This window comes from Schaalia sp. lx-260 (assembly GCF_021083645.1).
Taxonomy (GTDB): domain Bacteria; phylum Actinomycetota; class Actinomycetes; order Actinomycetales; family Actinomycetaceae; genus Pauljensenia.
On the sequence record NZ_JAJNRQ010000006.1, the window covers coordinates 15,708 to 33,613 of the forward strand.

Genomic DNA, 17,906 nt, shown 5'->3' on the forward strand with positions numbered 1-17,906 from the left:
GCAAATCTGACAGGCTCACATCAAGCACACCGGCGAGTACTCATCAGATTTTGTTGCAAGAAAAACCTAAGAAATTCCAACGGCCTCAAGGCCGCCTTCCAAAAGGGTAGTGAAATCCTGCGCATCAATAATAGGGATTCCAAGTGCTTCAGCTTTCGTAGCTTTAGAACCTGATCCTTCACCAATGACAACCACATGTGTTTTACGAGAAACACTACTTGTTGCTTTGCCTCCCCGTTGAATGATTGCTTGTTTAGCACCTTCACGGTCATAGCCAGGCATCGCACCAGAAACCACAACTGTCACCCCCAGTAATGTGTCAGATAAAGGCTGCGACACTTCATCTTCCATACGTACCCCAGCATGCGCCCAGCTTTCAATAATCTGGCGATGCCAATCCACACTGAACCATTCCTGAAGTGCTTCAGCTATTGTCGCCCCCACACCTTCAACTTGCGAAAGTTCCTCAAAACTCGCTTGAGAAAGAGCAGCCATTGACGGGAAAGCCACAGTTAATGCTTGCGCTCCCGTTGGCCCAATATGACGAATAGATAAAGCATTCACTACCCGCCACAAAGGTTGTTGTTTTGCTTCCTCTAGCTGAGTGAGCATTGTGACTAGGCCTTTGGTTGGTCGTTCTTCTTGTCCTTTACGGAAAGAACCATCTTTACGCCTCTGCCCGCTCGACCAAAAAGCCCGAATATATTTCCACCCGTATTCTGTACCCGTTGCTTCGCGTACTGCTTGAGGAAGTATTCCTCTTTGCCATATGTACACATCCCGAAGCATATCTGCCGTCAAGGAAAACACATCAGCTTCACTGTGTAAAACAGGGCTTTGAAGTTCTGGAAGCATATTTTCTGCAACTGAAAGCATATGCGCATGATCGTTATTTTCAGGCGTATCTGCCGGGTACATGAGAACTTTTCCGTCAGCTAAACATACGGGTTCGCCGCTGACAAGTGCGGCCGCAACTTGCGCACGCTGAAGCTCTGGCTGTGTCAGCGCTAAAGCCGTTTCAGCGCCTAAACCTTCAATATCAAAGCACTGCCGTGAGCCAATAAAAGCCAATCGTTCAGTAATTTGCGCTGGACATGACGCCTGATTCGGACAGCGCACATCAACATCATCTTCTTTAGCAGGCGCCAAAGGAGCACCGCATGAAGGGCAATGCGTCGGCATAACAAAAGGTCGTTCTGTACCGTTTCGTTGAGAAACAACGGGAGCCACAATTTCAGGGATGATATCGCCAGCTTTACGTAAAACCACGACATCACCAATCAAGACGCCTTTACGTTCCACTTCACTTGGATTATGCAATGTCGCGCGTGAAACATACGAGCCTGCGACAAGTACTGTTTCCATGACACCAAAAGGAGTAACCCGTCCTGTGCGCCCCACTTGTACACGAATATCTAACAGACGGGTGTGTACTTCTTCTGGCGGAAATTTATATGCACATGCCCAACGCGGTGCACGGGATGTGGTTCCCAAAGAGCGTTGCAAAGACAGGTCATTTACCTTAATAACCACTCCATCAATTTCATGATCGAGGTCGTGGCGCATAGCTCCCAGTTCACTAATTCTTTCTTCAATTGCTGTTTTTCCTGTGAGCAAGCGTGTATGTGGTGAAACCGGTAAACCCCACTGCGCGATCTGCTGATACCACTCGTACTGCGTTGTTGGCATATGGAAAAGTGGAAGCGTATCCGAATCAGTTGGAGATAGCTCAACTTCACCTACGCCATGAACCAACAGAGCCAGAGGACGGCTTGCAGTAATTGCAGGATCTTTTTGACGTAAAGACCCCGCAGCCGCATTACGTGGATTAACGAAAGGTTTTTCACCCGCAGCAATACGGGCTTCATTCAGTTGGTGAAAATCGGCAACTGGAAAATAAATTTCTCCTCGAATTTCCACGCGATAAGGGAAAGAATCACCTTTTAGTTGCCGTACAACACGTGAAATTGTCAGAACATTCGCTGTGACGTCTTCCCCTACACGCCCATCCCCTCGTGTTGCCGCTTTGATAAGGCAACCATTTTCATACAGGAGGTTTACTGCTAAACCGTCAACTTTTACTTCAACGGTCATAGGAATTGCTGTCCCATTATCCGTATGAACCCGGCTTTCCCATGCTGCAAGTTCGTCCAAAGAAAATACGTCATCCAAACTCATCATCCGTTGCAGATGAGTACTCGGAGTAAAAAGATTATGGACACTTCCACCGACAGAAAGAGTAGGAGATGTCTGCGAGCGCAGGTGAGGATACTTTTCCTCAAGACTTTCAAGCTCACGATACGCGGCATCATAATGCGCGTCTGAAATGGTGGGATCGTCCTTGTCATAGTAAGCAACACGCGCATTTTCAATGAGCTCAACAAGTTCCATATAACGTTGTTGAGCTTGCTCACTGGAAAAATCAACAGTCGCACCATGCCCTAAGGCAGAATACTCACTCACCATGACATGTATTGTGTCATTTCCTGACATTTCATTTCACGTTCAACCGCATATCTCAACGAAGTTGTGGAAAGAGTCGCCTTTATCCACATGTCTGTTCCCCCAGTCGTGTACGCGTATTTTTCTTTTCCACAATGAATTACAGATCGAAGAAAGAGAGCGTAATGACTGAAAGGACTGCTACAGCCGCTTTGCGATCCCGCTACCACCTCGCGTGCATTGCTGGACCTGATAAAGGCGCTGTTATTCCCCTGACTGCGCACAGCATTCTTGGACGTGCAGGTTATGTTCCCTTAACTGATCCTACGATTTCACGTCAACATGCCTACATACATGCCACGCGAAAAAATGTGCATACGGCTACTGGTACCGGTATCACAATCACCTGCACACATGAATATCAACCTATTTACTGGAAAAGAAGAACACCCTGGTGGCGACGTATCAGGAAACAAAATGAACATCTTGTGCATGCAGGAGAATACATTCGTCTCGGTTCAGATATTTTTCATGTACGTTCGCGTCCTCCTCGCCTTCAGTGGCCCACGATTCAATCCCCTGCATCTGAACGATCATTACGCACATATGCCACACGAATTGGACCATTCTTTTTTATTCTTTTTGCCCTCTGGAGGCTCCCTTCTTTATTTTCATTTCATTCACACAAGGAGTTATGGCATTGGGCTTTCATCATTGTGACTTGCGCGGGTCTTTCTTTTATTATCGGAGCCGGTTTGTGGAATCTCTACCGTATTTTTCGCAACCGAAAACAATGGCGCACAATTGACGCTGCTTTCCTTTGCCTTGTCCTCGAAGCATCTGTATCCCCACATATGAAAAACTCCCGTTCTCATATGCTGCTTTGGGTCGGACACGCACATCATCGTCGTGTTTATCATCAAGTTATTCCTGAAACTGCCGAAAAAAACTTCACCGCAGATCACAGTGATACAACGGTCTATGCACCTGGTTTTTATGGCCCCTACGCACGCGAAATGGCCTTATGGTGGTGTGCACAAATTGCTGCCTATTGGGGAAGCGTTCATGTTACTTTGCCCCAAGGAAAGTCCATAAAGCTGGGAACAGCAAAAAATCCTTTGAAGATTTTCATTGCAGATGAAAACACTCCAATGGACTTATCTTCTCAAGGGATTTCACTGGCAACTGCACACACTATGCACGGCCTCCCCGCTTGGTGTGATACTCTCATCGCTGCACAGCACTCGCCTATCAGCCAGTTGTGGTTCCTACAATGTGCTCGTTACGTCCACGATTCGGCAAAATTACCTTCATCTGTCATGCTCAGTGATTTACTTACGCAGCACGCGCCACACAGCAATCATTCGCTGAGTACGGTCATTGCTCATCATCATGCTCCCGTTGAAATTGACCTTATTGGCGATGGTCCTCATGCTTTACTCGCTGGAACAACCGGCTCTGGTAAATCGCAAGCACTTATCACCTGGCTACTCTCTTTAGCTCACCGTCACAGTCCAGATAAGGTACGTTTCGTTTTGATTGATTACAAGGGTGGAGCCGCCTTTGCGCCACTTCAGCCTTTGCCTCATGTGGTGGCAGTATTAACAAATTTTAAGCCGGAAGAAACACAACGAGCCTTACACGCACTTGACCAGCACCTCCATTTACGTGAATCTTTACTCCACAGTCACGGTTTTGCAGATATTGCATCCTGGAATAGGGCTTTCCATGCTGGGACAGCCCCAAAACCTCCTCCTTTTATAGTGATTGCCATTGATGAGTTTCGTGAAGTAAGTGCAGAACATCCCGATATCATGGATTCGCTTTTACGTTTAGCTTCACAAGGACGCTCATTAGGGCTTCATCTGATCGCTGCAACACAACGACCAAGTGGAGCCGTTCATGCCACGATGAAAGCCAATATGGATATTCGCATTGCCTTGAGATGCGCCGAGAAATCTGATTCATTCGATTTGATTGGTTCTGACGATGCAGCGCAACTTCCACGCATACCGGGCCGCGCAATTATTAGCTCATATGGTGAGGTGCAAATGGCTTATGTGCCCAGTGCATCTGAATTTGTTGCTTCAGTGATAGGAATATGGGGTCACAAACGCCCTGATCCATTGTGGCTGCCTGAATTACCCGAAAAACTCGACTGGGATTGTTTACCTGAAAATAACGACCGAGGCATTTCACTTGGTCTTTTAGATACGGGAAAAATTCCTCCACTTGTCAATGGCACCGCACATTCGGTGGAAAAACATAGCTCAACCGTATCACCCTATACTTTGCCCACGCTGATGTGGAATCAAGGGCATATATCCTGCGAAGGGCCGGGAAATGAAGCTCACCTACTTGCCGAGACGATTCGTTGCCTGGGAATACGTATTGGTGTAGCTACGCAACGACCTATTCATATTATTGCTCGTCCACATGCTCAATCAGGAGACTTCTGCCATCCTTCCCTTATTCACCCCATAATTTCCAGCATTGTTCCATACACATCAGCGTATGAAGTTGCTGCTTTATGTGAAGAAATCGAAGATCACGTGCCAGCGGTGCTCATCATTGAGGATTTTCCTGCCACTATGAATACCCTTGAAACAGAGTATGGCACGCATGCTGCTTTACAGTTACAACGCACTTTATTTCATATCTCCTCTTATTGTGGTTTTACTCTTGCAGCAGCATTCCCTGGATTGTCTTGTCCGCATGACGCCCCTTTTCAGCAACGTTTCATTCGCGCTTTCACTTCAGAAGAAAAATTGCGGTCGGGGCTGTCACAGGCGCCAGATATATCGCGGATTCCTGGGCGATTTCTTGTCTGTGAGAACGGTAATGTATTCCCCTGTCACATACCCCAAGCTATCCCTCAGATTGACCAGGGCCATTCTCCCTTTGTTTTTCATATACCCTTAACGCAAGAGCAAAAGTGGAAAGTACGTACTCTGGAAGAATATTCGTCGAGGCCAGCAGAAAGTTTCAACGCAGGACTTCAACACACTCCACTTGCAAACAACAGCCATAACACCCGTATTCCCCTACGAATCGGAAGCGACTTAGCCCCCTTACATATTCATAAACAGGCACGATGGGTCATCATCGGAGATAACACCCAGAGCACACACAATGCCCTCATACGCTGTTATGAACTTCAAGGAAAAACACTGCATCTTCGCACGGATATTTCCCCTCATGACATAGGACATGATGAGGTGTGTATTGTGCCTGCAACACAATGGCCACGCATACATGCTGCACCTGACTTACATATTTTGGCACCGGAACCTTTACCTGAAACTGTACGAGCATTACGTGGGCTCACAGGAGAAAGAAAAATACGTGTCGATACGTGTAAGTGGCCAAAAAAGTGCGGTTTATTCTTGCAGGGGCGCACACTTGAACGATTTTATATAGATCATAGATGAAAACTGAAATTTCAGCGGATTTTTATTGCAACTTTTCCAGGTATTAAAAATACGTGACGGTTCACACAGTAAAAAAAGCAAATATATTCAAAGTAACTCTTGAACAGAGCACACGAATGCACCACACTTAACCCTAGTGAGATTTTTTCTTCATCTATAAAATTGTGACGATACAGCGACCCTGAAAAGAGGATATACACATGGACTGGCGGAGTAAGGCAGCATGTCTCAGTGTAGACCCCGAGCTGTTCTTTCCCATTGGTAATACGGGTCCAGCTATCGCACAAGCAGCCGAAGCTAAAGCAGTATGCTCCACATGCACCGTACAGAAAACTTGCTTACAGTGGGCTCTCGACAACAATCAAGACTCAGGCGTTTGGGGCGGAATGAGCGAAGAAGAACGCCGCTCACTTAAACGACGCGCAGCACGCGCACGACGCACATCCTGAGCTGCACTCACCAAGAGTACAGACACGTACTCCCACATTTTCTTACAGCAATAAAAGTGCGAGTACCCCATGAATAATTCCATGCTTTATATGCGCTTTTACAATATTGACCTGATTCAGCCATAAGCAGAAAACAGGCTCACAAGTCTAAATACGGCTGAACCTACCCCACATATTCCCGTATAAAGCCACAAAGCTAACTTTTAACATAGAACTTTTTCAGAAAAGTCCACACACACAATCATTCTGGGCGCATTTTAATAGTGGCACACGTACCACCTTGCTCCGGCGAAGTCCACTCAATGATTCCATGAAGTTCACCGCGCACCACTTGGCGCACAATTTGTGTTCCTAAACCACTCATTGGCACATTCGGATCAAAACCCTCACCATCATCAGTTACAGTGATAACTAAGCGGTCCTCATCCCTTTGCGCATCCACAACTACAGTCCCCTGACCCGATTTCAAGCCATGCTCCACCGAATTAGCAACAAGCTCATTCAACACCGACGCTAAAGCCTGCGCCTGCTCTGCACGCAAAATACCAAAACGCCCCCTGGTCACCACCTCAACAGATTGATCTGTCACAGCAACAGCACCAGATAAACGCAGAACCGAACGCGCAACCTCATCAAAATCCACAGTTTCATCAACATTATGCGATAAGGCCTCATGCACAGTTGCAATCGACTGGACTCGACGCTCAGCTTCTGCAAGCGCTTTCTTTACAGCCGCTTGATCGCTTCGTCGCGCCTGCAAACGCAGTAAAGCCGATACTGTCTGCAAATTATTTTTCACACGATGATGAATTTCCCTAATTGTTGCATCTTTTGTCATAAGTTCTTGTTCACGACGACGCATTTCAGTCACATCACGAGTCAGCACAACAGCGCCCAAACGTTTACGCCCATCCTGCAAAGGTAAAGCACGCATAGTCACCGTTGACGCATAAGCAGCTATTTCTACCCGCCAAGACGCACGCCCCATCAAAACCACAGGAAGCGTTTCTTCCGCTAACGTTTCCTCGCCAGCGACCTCTGTAATTTCTTGAACAAGCACACGCCCAATAACAGTGCGATGAATACCCAAACGCTTCAAACACGACACCGCATTTGGTGTCAATTGTTGTACACGCCCATCAGCATCTAAAAGAACCACACCATCAAGTACACGCGGCACACCATGTGATGTCACCGAAGGGGTTGAATCATACGGATATTCCCCACGCGACATCATATGACACAGATGATCGGCAGCCTGCAAAGTCCACGTCTCAAATCCCATAGACATACGCGGTGACGACAAATTCGCTTCACACGAAACGACCGCAATAACTTTTCCCTCATGCGAAACAGGGACACATGTTTCCATCATGGAATAGGTCCCCGCCCAGCGAGCTGACGAAGCTTTCACTACTTTCCCCGTCAGCAAAGCACGCCGCATCTCCACCTCACGCGCCGCAGGTAAATACAATCCAATAATGTCATCCACATGGACAGTAGCTGAGGTGGCTGGTCGACAATGCGAAACCGCTACGAAACGCTCGTCCTCTGTCGGCAGCCATAACACAAGGTCAGCTGCCGCAAGGTCTGCAAGAACCTGCCAATCAGCTAATAAAAGATGCAACCAATCAACATCTTTAGGTGTCAGGGGCAACGAACGTGCGGCCTCAGCCAACTGCGTCAGGCTTCTCATACATTCGAGTCTAGTGGGAGAATGTCACTTATCTGAAGTAAATAACGTTTTCTCGGAGATAATCATGGAAATCACAATACATATCCATCATGCATGCAATATTGACACTGTCGCGCATGCCCTGATGGATCCTGCCGTCAGCGAGTACAGAATCCGTCACGCAGGACTCAAAAAATACACCCATCATTCCACTGATAAAGGCCTCACCATAGACCTCTCTATACCAACTTCCCTCTTTCCTGCACAAGCACTGCCTTTCCTGAAGAAAACAGATACGCAGAATGTACGTATCACAGAAAAATGGCTGAAAGAAACAGACACTTCATGGAATGGATTCACCGTTATTTCCTCTCAAGATCTTCCGTTTACCCTGGAAGCTCATCAAAAACTCACTACCGATCTTCAAGGAACTTCACGAGCCATTACAGCGACTTTCACAGTGCATATCCCTTTTTTTGGCCGCGCTATTGAAAATTTCCTCGCTCATTCTGTGGAAGAAATAGCACATTCCGAAGAAAAACTTATCGAAGAATGGCTCAGCGAACACAACTACTGAACCTCTTTCCACTTATCCACAGTACGTAAAGATCTGCCCTATTATTTTCTTCTACCCACGCATCTACACGTTATTAATGGAAGAATAAGACCTATGAATGACACACCATCTGACAATCTTCCAAACGAAAATCCTGCACCCGCTTTATATCTTGAACGCACTGGCATCCGTCAATACATTGCCCGTAATGCGCGCGGCGCTGAAGTACGAGTAGGCGACGGGCCGGGATGTTTTACACCTGGCGACCTGCTTAAACTGGCAATTGCGGGGTGTAACGCAATGTCATCTGATATTCGTTTGGCTGGCACACTCGGTGAAGATTTCGCCCAATTTATTGGGGTTTCAGGCCAATACAACGAAGAAGCTGATCGTTTTGAATCTTTCCAAGTCGAGCTTGTACAAGACCTTTCCGGGCTTGACGATGAAACTCGGGATTCTATGCTCCGCCGCGCAGAAAAAGCAATTGACCGCAACTGCACCATCGGACATTCTTTTGAACATCCCATGCCCTACACACGTGCTTTTGTTTCTGAGAATCTTTCCGAAGATTCGTAAAACTATTCGCCCACACGGGTTACTCTCCCGGTTCTCACAGCGAACACCCACCTTTCCTATCTCTGTTACCTACGCTTATTTGCGTTCTGCTGAAAGGAATACACCTAATGAATTGCGCACCTATTGATCGACAATATGAAGATTTATTAGCGCATATCATGACAAAAGGCAGCGTGAAAAGTGACCGCACAGGTACAGGCACACATTCTGTATTCGGCGGGCAGCTCCGATATGACCTATCTACAGGTTTTCCTCTGATTACCACTAAACGTGTCCATTTAAAATCTATCATCGGTGAATTGCTGTGGTTTTTACGGGGTGATTCCAATGTGAAATGGCTGCAGGACAACGGTATTCGCATCTGGAATGAGTGGGCTGACGAAAATGGGGATCTCGGTCCTGTATACGGTGTTCAATGGCGTCATTGGAATACAGCTCAAGGTGAATCCATTGACCAGATTTCCCGTGTCCTTGAAACATTAAAAACCCAACCGGACTCACGACGCATGATTGTTTCAGCGTGGAATGTTGGAGATCTTTCCCGTATGGCTTTAGAACCATGTCATGCTTTTTTCCAACTGTATGTTTCTGAAGGGCGCTTAAGCCTGCAACTCTACCAGCGTAGTGCTGACATGTTTCTTGGAGTCCCTTTTAACATTGCTTCCTACGCATTACTCACCCACATGTTCGCTCAGCAAGCAGGACTTGAGGTTGGAGAATTCATTTGGACGGGCGGGGACTGCCATATCTACCACAACCACGTAGAGCAAGTACGTGAGCAGCTCTCACGCACTCCCTATGAATTTCCCACACTGCATTTACGCCAAGCTCCCTCGTTATTCGAATACGATTTTGACGATGTGACCATTGAAAATTATCGCCACCATCCAACAATCAAAGCACCGGTAGCCGTATGAGCGCATACTTTTCCTCACACGATAAAGACGACGAAGAATATCGTAATCCCGCACATCATTTTTCTGATGAGATTTCAGTTCAGGAATCCCCTGCCGCGCCTACAAAAATACGTATTGCCTCCATTTGGGCGCAAGATCGCCGTAGAGTTCTTGGTTCTGGCACAGGAATGTTGTGGCATGTTCCGGCAGATTTTGCTCATTTTAAGAAAGAAACGCTGGGCTGCCCTATCTTGATGGGACGAGCCTCTTGGGAAGCACTTGGCGCTGCTTTACCGGGCCGCCTCAATGTCGTAGTGACACGTAATACTTCCTATAAGGCTGACGGCGCACTCGTTGTCTCATCACTATCTGAAGCTTTAGACGTATGCCACTCATGGGCGAAAGAGCATGGGGCTGACACGGTCTGGGTGACCGGCGGTGGGCTTATTTATCAGGAAGCAATGTCTTTTGTTGATGAGCTTGTCGTCACCGATTTAGATTTCACTGTTTCCCACGAGCCAACTGATCCTCTCGTGTATGCACCCGTTATCGATCCACTTGTATGGACCGTGGATCCTCAGCGTTCAGATACATCATGGCGACCATGTTCTGGGGATGCACAATGGAAAGTGACGACATATTTCCGCAAGTAATCCCTCATCTGTCGCATATCACACGCAAGATGCGTGCGAATAATACTTATTCAATGCTTCATTGCTGGTCCTGAGTAAATGCGCAAACGTAGGACTGTAACTCACGATAAATATTCGTTCATACCGACCTCTCTGTATCGCCTGAGAGCCTCACAGCATTGTGTGCAATTACCGCTCAAGGAGTATCGTGCTTAAGTGCAATCCCCTCATGTAGCCTCTCACCCCACGATACGGATTCTGCTCGCTGTCATCCTCTTTACCTACACAGCACAAAATATGCTGAATGCATCGGTAGCTCCTTTAGCCCGTGCGCTTTCTTTACCTGAATGGTCAGTAGGGGCCGCTGTTTCAGCGGCAGCCCTCACGGTTGCTTATCTTTCACAATTTTGGGGGCGACGCTCAGTAGCTTGGGGGCCACGGCGCGTTATTCTTTTGGCTTTATGCTGTGCTTTTATTGCGAGTGTTCTATTTTCAACAGCAGTATGGCAACGAAGCATCGGTGCGCTTGGCCTTATCTTCACAACTATCGCAATTATCTTGGCACGAGGACCTTTTTTCGGTGCAGCAGTCGCTGCTATACCGCCTACAGGACAAGCCCTTATTGCTCAGCTGACAACAACGCAGGATGAGCGTGTACGAGGGATGGCTTCTTTTTCAGGAGCAATCAATCTGTCAATCATGGTGGGTTCTGTTGTTTCTTCATGTTTAGGTTTATGGTTTATCGAAGCTCCCGTATATGCAGCGCCGTGGTTTATTAGCGTTGCTCTTGTCATTGCTTGGGTAGGGCTTCCTCGTGATAATAGCGCAAGTACAAAACGCTCTTTTTTACCTAGAGCACGTATTTTTCAGAACCGTCACGACAATTCCACTTCAATACAGCTAAGCTCACATACACGCAAGCACCTCGCTCCTAAGAATTCACCTAAAGAAGCCTCCGAAACCATTCGGTCATTACCGCCACGTGTCAAATGGCACGATCAACGAGTTTTCCCTTGGATTCTCAGCGCTTTCGGCATTTTCTTTACCGTTGGAGTTATGCAAATTACGATCGGCTTTGTCCTTCAAGACCGTCTATCATTGGCTCCCCACGAGGCTTTGTCATGGACAGCAATTATGTTACTGTCACATGCGGCGGGGGCAATGAGTATGCAACTTATTGCGGTGCCACGACTGGGCTGGAGCCCTTCTGTTTTAGTTCGTTATGGTATGACTCTTGGTTTCTTGGCGTTACTTGTGCTCACTGTGGCTTCTAGTTTATGGTTTTTAATTCCTGCGATGTTTTCTTTAGGAGTTGCTTCTGGTTTAGTAGGTCCAGGCTTTACTGCCGGAGGCTCTTTATCAGTTTCACAAAACGAGCAGGGCGGGGTAGCAGGAGTTTTGAATGCGACAAGTGCAGTCACGTGGATTTTCGCACCTGTTTGTGCCACTGCTTTATATTCATGGCTGCCTTTAGCTCCTTTCTTTATGGCTTTATGTGTTCTGTCGGTAAGTCTGAGCGTGGCATGGACTCATCCGCGTTTACGGACAAAAGTTCAGCCTTTGTGATCGCATGAAATTTGATGGCGTCTTCACTGATAAATACCGTGATACTTGCACTGCACATCCTCGAATACACCATGAGGGAAACATGGGATATTGGCGCAGAGTACTTGTAGCAATGAAAAGAAAATGAAAAAGTAATACCGTGGTATTAAAAGATCATGTAGGTACTCGTAAAATTCCTGCGATTGTTGGCATTGGTATTATTTCAGGGCTTCTTGCAGGTTTATTTGGCGTAGGTGGAGGCCTGATTATCGTCCCTGCGTTACGTTCCCTTTTGAGAATGGAGCAGCGTCGCGCTGCTGCCTCATCATTATGTGCCATTATTTTGACGGCAAGTGTTGGTGCCTGTGTTTATGCCGCGCATGGACAACTTTCTTTACTGGCAACACTATGCGTTGCCGGTGGTGCTCTTGCTGGTTCACAGGTCGGCGCTTTTTTGCTTCGTACCTTACCTGAACGTATCCTGCCGTGGATATTTGTTGCTTTTATTATGCTGATCATTTTTGTCAGCCACGTTCATATCCCTACCCGAGAAGCAGACATTGTTTTCACAGTGTGGAACATTATCGCAATGATATTGGTTGGTTTTGTTTCCGGTATTTTTGCAGGTCTTGTCGGGGTTGGAGGCGGTGGAATTATTGTTCCCGGGTTGGAATTCGTTGTGGGGGCAGGCGATTTAATTGCACGTGGCACTTCCCTACTTGTCATGGTGCCTACCTCTGTGGCTGGTACTTTTACTCATGCACGACATGGCCTTGTTGATGTCCCTACCGGACTCATTATTGGAATGAGCGCAGCATTGTTCACGCCATGTGGTGCGTGGATAGCCGGATACGTCAGCCCGAAAGTGAATAGCATTCTTTTGAGTATTTTTTTGGCAAGTATCATCATTTCAACCGTGTATAAGACGTGGGCTCAATTGCGCAGGGCAAAATAAGATATTTTGTTTAGATACAGGTAAAGGCTGTAGTTTCAGCAGGGCAACCTCTTTGTATTAGTCCGCAGTTTTCAGGGGTCAGGCGTAATGATTTTGAGGGCTAGGCGCAGCGGCCGTATATGAACGGCATAGATTTTTAGTTTTCCATACGCGAAAGCAAAATATGGGTTTGTATCTTATTTATCCCATTCACAGATGATATTCCGTGTAGTAGTTTGTCGAGGTCACTTAAAGAATGGCACTCTAAAGCAAGATACAGGTCCCATACGCCACTTGTTGCACATATTTCCTGTATTTCAAGAAAATCACGTAAACGTCGGATGACCTGCTGTGTCATACGTGTATCAATGTCACATAATGTGACTGCTCGTATTTCTTCCAAGGAATCATCATGTGCTAGAAGGACGGTATAGCCGAGGATGATTTTACGTTCTTCCAATCGATTCATCATATTGGTTACTGTTGCGCGGGTAATCCCTAATTTGTAGGCCAATGAAGAAACCGTCACACGCGCATCTTTACGCAGTTCGACGAGGAGGCTTTTTTCTATAGGTGTAAGCGTAACCATAAACAAAAGTATGACCTAAGTCCCATAAATAATGCAAATTGTTCATACATTTGTGAAATTTGCTCATGTTTCACGTGGAAGAAATATCCTAAAATAAAAATAGTTGACATCAAGATATTCAAAAGAAAGGATATTTCTACTTTTTCTGACAGCAGAAAACTCCTCCACATTCACACAACACACATCACCTCCTGCTCATGCAGCTACTTACCCGAAGGAAAAAGCACATCAAGCTCTCACCCGCACTTTTACAGTCCAATAAAACCTGTCAGAAAACGCGAATAAATCGCCACACAATACATATTCATCCGTTTTTAACAGAACACACCCAACGAAGGGTGCAAACAAAATGCGTGATGTCAACACCTCTGCCCATGCCCATTCGCTTCAACACGTAAGCAATTCACTGAAAGAGCAAGGCAATATGCACGACACGCCTAACACATCCTCCATAAGTGCAACAGCACCCGACCCTTTCGCATATGAGCAAGAAGGATTCCACAAAGGACTCACTCCACGCCAAATGCATATGATCGCCATTGGGTCCGCCATTGGAACAGGACTTTTCCTAGGTACCGGTGGCCGTCTCGAAATCGCTGGCCCTTCACTTGCCCTGATCTACGCAATATGTGGTTTTTTTGGCTACCTGATCCTCAGAGCACTAGGCGAATTAATCGTCTACCGGCCATCTTCAGGCTCTTTCGTGTCCTACATGCGTGAGTTTTACGGCGAAAAATCAGCTTTCGTCACAGGATGGTTATACTGGCTCAACTGGGCAATGACAGCTGTTGCCGATGCTACCGCAATCGCTATCTATATCTCGTGGTTCAGCCGATACATTCCTTTCATCGCACATATTGACCAGTGGGTCAGCGCATTAGTGATCGTCATTGTGGTTGTCGCACTCAACCTAGTCTCAGTCAAAGTATTCGGTGAACTCGAATTCTGGTTCGCACTCATCAAAGTTGCTTCACTGGTCATATTCCTCATCGTCGGCATATGCTTCCTCATCTTTGGTACTCCCACAGGAACACCCACAGGCTTTTCCCTCATCAGTGAAAACGGAGGATTTTTCCCACACGGCGCTCTCCCAGCACTCGTTGTCATCCAAGGCGTTGTTTTCGCATACGCTGGCATTGAGCTAGTTGGCACTGCCTCTGGTGAAGCAAAAAATGTTGACACAATCATCGCACGAGCAGTGAACACCGTCATTTTCCGTATCGCTATTTTCTACGTAGGTTCCGTTCTGCTCTTATGTATGCTGCTCCCCTACACTGCCTACTCCGATACAGAATCACCTTTCGTCACATTCTTTAGCTCCATCGGCGTTGACTACGCCGCACCGATCATGCAGCTCATTGTTATCACCGCCGCGGCCTCATCAATGAATGCAGGAATTTACTCAACCGGCCGAATCCTGCACTCTATGGCCATCGCAGGTTCAGCACCAAAATGCGCAGGAAAAATATCAAAACTGGGCGTACCCACAGCAGGTATCCTCATTACCGCACTTGTTGCGCTCTTTGGTGTTGTTTTAAGCGCATGGGTTCCCGAACACGCATTTGAAATCGTCCTCAATATCGCTGCACTTGGCACAATGGCAAGCTGGGCTGCAATCGCGCTTTCACACCGTAAATTCCTGCTTCACGTGAAAAAAGGAAAATACGCACGACCTCATTACAAAGCGCCCGGCGGAACTTTCAGTGACTGGGCAATCATGGTCTTTTTGGTTATCGTCACCGTACTCATGGCTTTCGATTACCCTGTAGGAACCTACACCCTAGCTTCACTGATCGTTTTGGCTCCGCTGCTAATCATCGGCTGGTTCATGGTCCGTAAACGAGTAATGGAAATCGCCGCAGTACGTGATATCCCAGTCCTCGCGCACCGACCAGGTGTTGATATCGCTCACGAACATGGCTGGTCACCACACCAGCATAGTCACAATCACCACAATGACCCTGACACTAAAGACAAGTAGTGGTCGTTGAATCAGAAAACACTGCACACGGCACCGGTTCACGCCAGATAATCTCTGACTCGCACCCAGCTTTTCACTTATAGTCGTAGGCAGTGTTCACCTTGGAAAATACCGGTCATTTCATGACCAGACATGAAAAATGGAGATCCCATGACTCAATTAGTTGAATTTGTTGACGTTGCAAATATGGCACGTTGGATTCAACGCGATGGTGTAGAAAACATTATCAGCGGCATGATGAAATACCTCGAATCTGATTTTGCTCGCTGGGAACGTTTCGACAAAATCCCCCGCGTTGCCAGCCATACTCCTTTCGGAGTTATCGAACTCATGCCAACGTCAGATATGGAAACCTACTCTTTCAAGTATGTGAACGGACATCCTTCAAACCCAGGACGAGGTTTCCAAACAGTAACCGCTTTCGGGCTACTTGCTGATGTAGATAACGGATACCCTCTTTTCCTCGCCGAAATGACATTGTTGACAGCACTACGAACAGCCGCTGTCTCAGCGATGGTAGCGAAAACACTTGCTCGTCCTGACAGCACACACATGGCACTTATCGGCGCAGGCTCACAATCAGAATTTCAAGCACTCGGCTTCCGAGCAGCTCTGGGCATTGAAAAACTCTCTGTTTACGATGTTGACCCTGCTGCAACAGAAAAATTCTGCCGTAATCTTGAGCCACTCGGTTTTAGCATCCACGTTGCTACAACCGTTGATGAAGCTGTGGCAGATGCGGATATCATCACCACATGTACCGCCGATAAAGCCCAAAACACTGTACTGAAAGATTCACAGGTACGTCCGGGCGTTCACATTAATGCTGTGGGTGGCGACTGCCCAGGGAAAACGGAACTTGAAAGTTCAATCCTCGACAGGTCAACTGTTTTTGTGGAATTTCCTCCGCAAACACGTATTGAAGGTGAGATTCAGCAAAAAGACCCTGATTTCCCTGTTGTGGAATTCTGGCAGGTTCTCACAGGCGGGCAGCCGGGCAGAACCTCACCTGATGAAATCACGCTCTTTGATTCCGTTGGCTTTGCGATCTCTGATTTTTCAGCGCTGCGTTACGTGCGTGATGCGACAGCAGGAACAGACCTGCAAACTTTCGTTGATCTGATTGCTGAACCGGAGGACCCAAAGGACTTATTCTCGCTGATTAAAGTTGGTGTGCCCGTCTAAATCACAGATTTTTCCAGCATTTACCCCGCCTAAGCCCTGAGTTTAGGCGGGGTTCTTGAAATCTTCATTACTACACATTGAAACGGAACTCGACTTTACGATCTACCAACAACTTCAATACTGGCGGTCATTAGCTTGTCAGATAGTTCTTTTCTAACCAAATAATCGCCTCGGAGAGCGTGGTAAATGAGGCATCTATCTTGTCCTGGTTGGAGTATCGGACTTGAACTTCGATCCGAATTAAGCCCATTTCGGCAAACTGAGGCACTTCAACCTTCATCGCGGACAATAACGATAGCGCCTCCGACACACTTGAGACCTTTTGCATCTTGCCGTGTAGGGATAGGATCAGAACACTCTCCGCTTTTCGCGAAAGGTGGGAACGAAGCTTCTCCATATATTCGCCGAATTGAGTCGCAGCCTTTGCTCGAAGTGCCGCAATAACGCGCTCTTGCCCCGCATCTCCGAGAGCATTCCACGCCTCAACCTGCGCGTGCATATAGTCTGCCTCAGTATCCTCCGCAAAGTACACATCGATGCCCTCTGTAGCGAAGGCCTCGACTATTGTTGACATAGGCAAGTGCAGAACATTGATGGCCTGAGATTCCATTTGCCTGATACCGCCCTGAGTCCATTCGCCCGCAACAAGTGCACCAAGGAATGGACGGCTGGCAATATAGGACCTACGCAAGGGAACAAGGGCGTTTGCAATCTCACCAGCCTTGTTGACGGAATGCTTCGTGTAGCGCCTCCAAGCACTCTCGATGAAAGCTACCGGCAACCCAACAACACTGACAGAGCCGCCCCGCTCAAGAACGAAATCGAGATTGTGTTTATTCTTATTGTCGTCAACCCAGGTGACAAATTTACCCTTGCGGGCGGAACTTCGAGGTCCTTGACGATCCACATAGAGAGAGAATTCTCGTGCAAGTGGAAGAAGCATGCCATAGAAGGCTTCCTCCATTGCATATCCAATAATCTGCCCAAGCTTATGGGAAGGGGAAACAGCCATCTA

The 17,906-nt window shown here is 47.2% G+C and carries 14 protein-coding genes; 10 read left to right on the plus strand and 4 right to left on the minus strand.

Annotated elements, in window-relative coordinates; all coding sequences use genetic code 11:
• Nucleotides 1-66: 66 nt before the first annotated feature.
• Complete coding sequence (gene ligA / locus LRP57_RS07395) at nucleotides 67-2,466, minus strand: NAD-dependent DNA ligase LigA (protein ID WP_442984720.1); 2,400 nt, start codon at nucleotides 2,464-2,466, stop codon at nucleotides 67-69.
• Nucleotides 2,467-2,627: 161 nt separating this feature from the next.
• Here ligA and LRP57_RS07400 point away from each other — a divergent pair, with 161 nt between their 5' ends.
• Together LRP57_RS07400 and LRP57_RS07405 are read left to right on the plus strand one after the other, a co-directional pair.
• Nucleotides 2,628-5,873, plus strand: coding sequence for an FtsK/SpoIIIE domain-containing protein (locus LRP57_RS07400; RefSeq protein ID WP_231205903.1), 3,246 nt, complete (start codon nucleotides 2,628-2,630; stop codon nucleotides 5,871-5,873).
• 200 nt (nucleotides 5,874-6,073) lie between these two features.
• A complete protein-coding gene (locus LRP57_RS07405) occupies nucleotides 6,074-6,322 on the plus strand; it encodes a WhiB family transcriptional regulator (RefSeq protein ID WP_231205904.1) in 249 nt (82 codons plus the stop codon).
• Between the two features lie 241 nt (nucleotides 6,323-6,563).
• On the opposite strand, the gene LRP57_RS07410 is transcribed toward LRP57_RS07405, so the two are convergent.
• The gene (locus LRP57_RS07410) at nucleotides 6,564-8,018 is read right to left on the minus strand and encodes a sensor histidine kinase (RefSeq protein WP_231205905.1); all 1,455 of its coding nucleotides are present in this window, start codon (nucleotides 8,016-8,018) and stop codon (nucleotides 6,564-6,566) included.
• A gap of 64 nt (nucleotides 8,019-8,082) precedes the next feature.
• Here LRP57_RS07410 and LRP57_RS07415 point away from each other — a divergent pair, with 64 nt between their 5' ends.
• The 6 genes from LRP57_RS07415 to LRP57_RS07440 all read left to right on the plus strand — a co-directional run bounded on the left by LRP57_RS07415 (nucleotide 8,083) and on the right by LRP57_RS07440 (nucleotide 13,157).
• On the plus strand, nucleotides 8,083-8,574 hold the full coding sequence (locus tag LRP57_RS07415) for a DUF2505 domain-containing protein (protein ID WP_231205906.1): 492 nt from the start codon (nucleotides 8,083-8,085) through the stop codon (nucleotides 8,572-8,574).
• Between the two features lie 93 nt (nucleotides 8,575-8,667).
• Nucleotides 8,668-9,129 (plus strand): OsmC family protein, encoded by a 462-nt coding sequence (locus LRP57_RS07420; RefSeq protein WP_231205907.1) that lies wholly within the window; start codon nucleotides 8,668-8,670, stop codon nucleotides 9,127-9,129.
• A 107-nt stretch (nucleotides 9,130-9,236) separates the two neighbouring features.
• Nucleotides 9,237-10,046 carry a thymidylate synthase gene (locus LRP57_RS07425; RefSeq protein ID WP_231205908.1) on the plus strand — a complete coding sequence of 270 codons (810 nt, stop codon included), beginning with the start codon at nucleotides 9,237-9,239 and terminating at the stop codon, nucleotides 10,044-10,046.
• Nucleotides 10,043-10,678, plus strand: coding sequence for a dihydrofolate reductase (locus LRP57_RS07430; RefSeq protein ID WP_269212815.1), 636 nt, complete (start codon nucleotides 10,043-10,045; stop codon nucleotides 10,676-10,678). The genes LRP57_RS07425 and LRP57_RS07430 overlap by 4 nt, the downstream gene beginning before the upstream one ends.
• Before the next feature lie 195 nt (nucleotides 10,679-10,873).
• On the plus strand, nucleotides 10,874-12,223 hold the full coding sequence (locus tag LRP57_RS07435; RefSeq protein WP_231205909.1) for an MFS transporter: 1,350 nt from the start codon (nucleotides 10,874-10,876) through the stop codon (nucleotides 12,221-12,223).
• 139 nt (nucleotides 12,224-12,362) lie between these two features.
• Nucleotides 12,363-13,157, plus strand: a complete 795-nt coding sequence (locus tag LRP57_RS07440; protein WP_231205910.1) for a sulfite exporter TauE/SafE family protein — start codon at nucleotides 12,363-12,365, stop codon at nucleotides 13,155-13,157.
• 136 nt (nucleotides 13,158-13,293) lie between these two features.
• Here LRP57_RS07440 and LRP57_RS07445 read toward each other — a convergent pair whose 3' ends face one another.
• A complete protein-coding gene (locus LRP57_RS07445; protein ID WP_231205911.1) occupies nucleotides 13,294-13,725 on the minus strand; it encodes an Lrp/AsnC family transcriptional regulator in 432 nt (143 codons plus the stop codon).
• 424 nt (nucleotides 13,726-14,149) lie between these two features.
• Here LRP57_RS07445 and LRP57_RS07450 point away from each other — a divergent pair, with 424 nt between their 5' ends.
• On the plus strand, nucleotides 14,150-15,706 hold the full coding sequence (locus LRP57_RS07450; protein ID WP_231205912.1) for an amino acid permease: 1,557 nt from the start codon (nucleotides 14,150-14,152) through the stop codon (nucleotides 15,704-15,706).
• A gap of 150 nt (nucleotides 15,707-15,856) precedes the next feature.
• Nucleotides 15,857-16,891 (plus strand): ornithine cyclodeaminase, encoded by a 1,035-nt coding sequence (locus LRP57_RS07455; RefSeq protein ID WP_231205913.1) that lies wholly within the window; start codon nucleotides 15,857-15,859, stop codon nucleotides 16,889-16,891.
• A gap of 130 nt (nucleotides 16,892-17,021) precedes the next feature.
• Here LRP57_RS07455 and LRP57_RS07460 read toward each other — a convergent pair whose 3' ends face one another.
• Nucleotides 17,022-17,903, minus strand: coding sequence for a hypothetical protein (locus LRP57_RS07460; RefSeq protein WP_231205914.1), 882 nt, complete (start codon nucleotides 17,901-17,903; stop codon nucleotides 17,022-17,024).
• Between the last annotated feature and the right edge of the window lie 3 nt (nucleotides 17,904-17,906).

What these genes read in the sequence shown, in the direction of transcription:
- LRP57_RS07430 (WP_269212815.1), top strand. Translation starts at nt 10,043, where the DNA reads ATGAGCGCATACTTTTCCTCACACGATAAAGACGACGAAGAATATCGT.
- LRP57_RS07410 (WP_231205905.1), bottom strand. Translation starts at nt 8,018, where the DNA reads ATGAGAAGCCTGACGCAGTTGGCTGAGGCCGCACGTTCGTTGCCCCTG.
- LRP57_RS07405 (WP_231205904.1), top strand. Translation starts at nt 6,074, where the DNA reads ATGGACTGGCGGAGTAAGGCAGCATGTCTCAGTGTAGACCCCGAGCTG.
- LRP57_RS07450 (WP_231205912.1), top strand. Translation starts at nt 14,150, where the DNA reads ATGCACGACACGCCTAACACATCCTCCATAAGTGCAACAGCACCCGAC.
- LRP57_RS07415 (WP_231205906.1), top strand. Translation starts at nt 8,083, where the DNA reads ATGGAAATCACAATACATATCCATCATGCATGCAATATTGACACTGTC.
- LRP57_RS07425 (WP_231205908.1), top strand. Translation starts at nt 9,237, where the DNA reads ATGAATTGCGCACCTATTGATCGACAATATGAAGATTTATTAGCGCAT.
- LRP57_RS07445 (WP_231205911.1), bottom strand. Translation starts at nt 13,725, where the DNA reads ATGGTTACGCTTACACCTATAGAAAAAAGCCTCCTCGTCGAACTGCGT.
- LRP57_RS07420 (WP_231205907.1), top strand. Translation starts at nt 8,668, where the DNA reads ATGAATGACACACCATCTGACAATCTTCCAAACGAAAATCCTGCACCC.
- LRP57_RS07455 (WP_231205913.1), top strand. Translation starts at nt 15,857, where the DNA reads ATGACTCAATTAGTTGAATTTGTTGACGTTGCAAATATGGCACGTTGG.
- LRP57_RS07460 (WP_231205914.1), bottom strand. Translation starts at nt 17,903, where the DNA reads ATGGCTGTTTCCCCTTCCCATAAGCTTGGGCAGATTATTGGATATGCA.
- LRP57_RS07400 (WP_231205903.1), top strand. Translation starts at nt 2,628, where the DNA reads ATGACTGAAAGGACTGCTACAGCCGCTTTGCGATCCCGCTACCACCTC.
- ligA (WP_442984720.1), bottom strand. Translation starts at nt 2,466, where the DNA reads ATGGTGAGTGAGTATTCTGCCTTAGGGCATGGTGCGACTGTTGATTTT.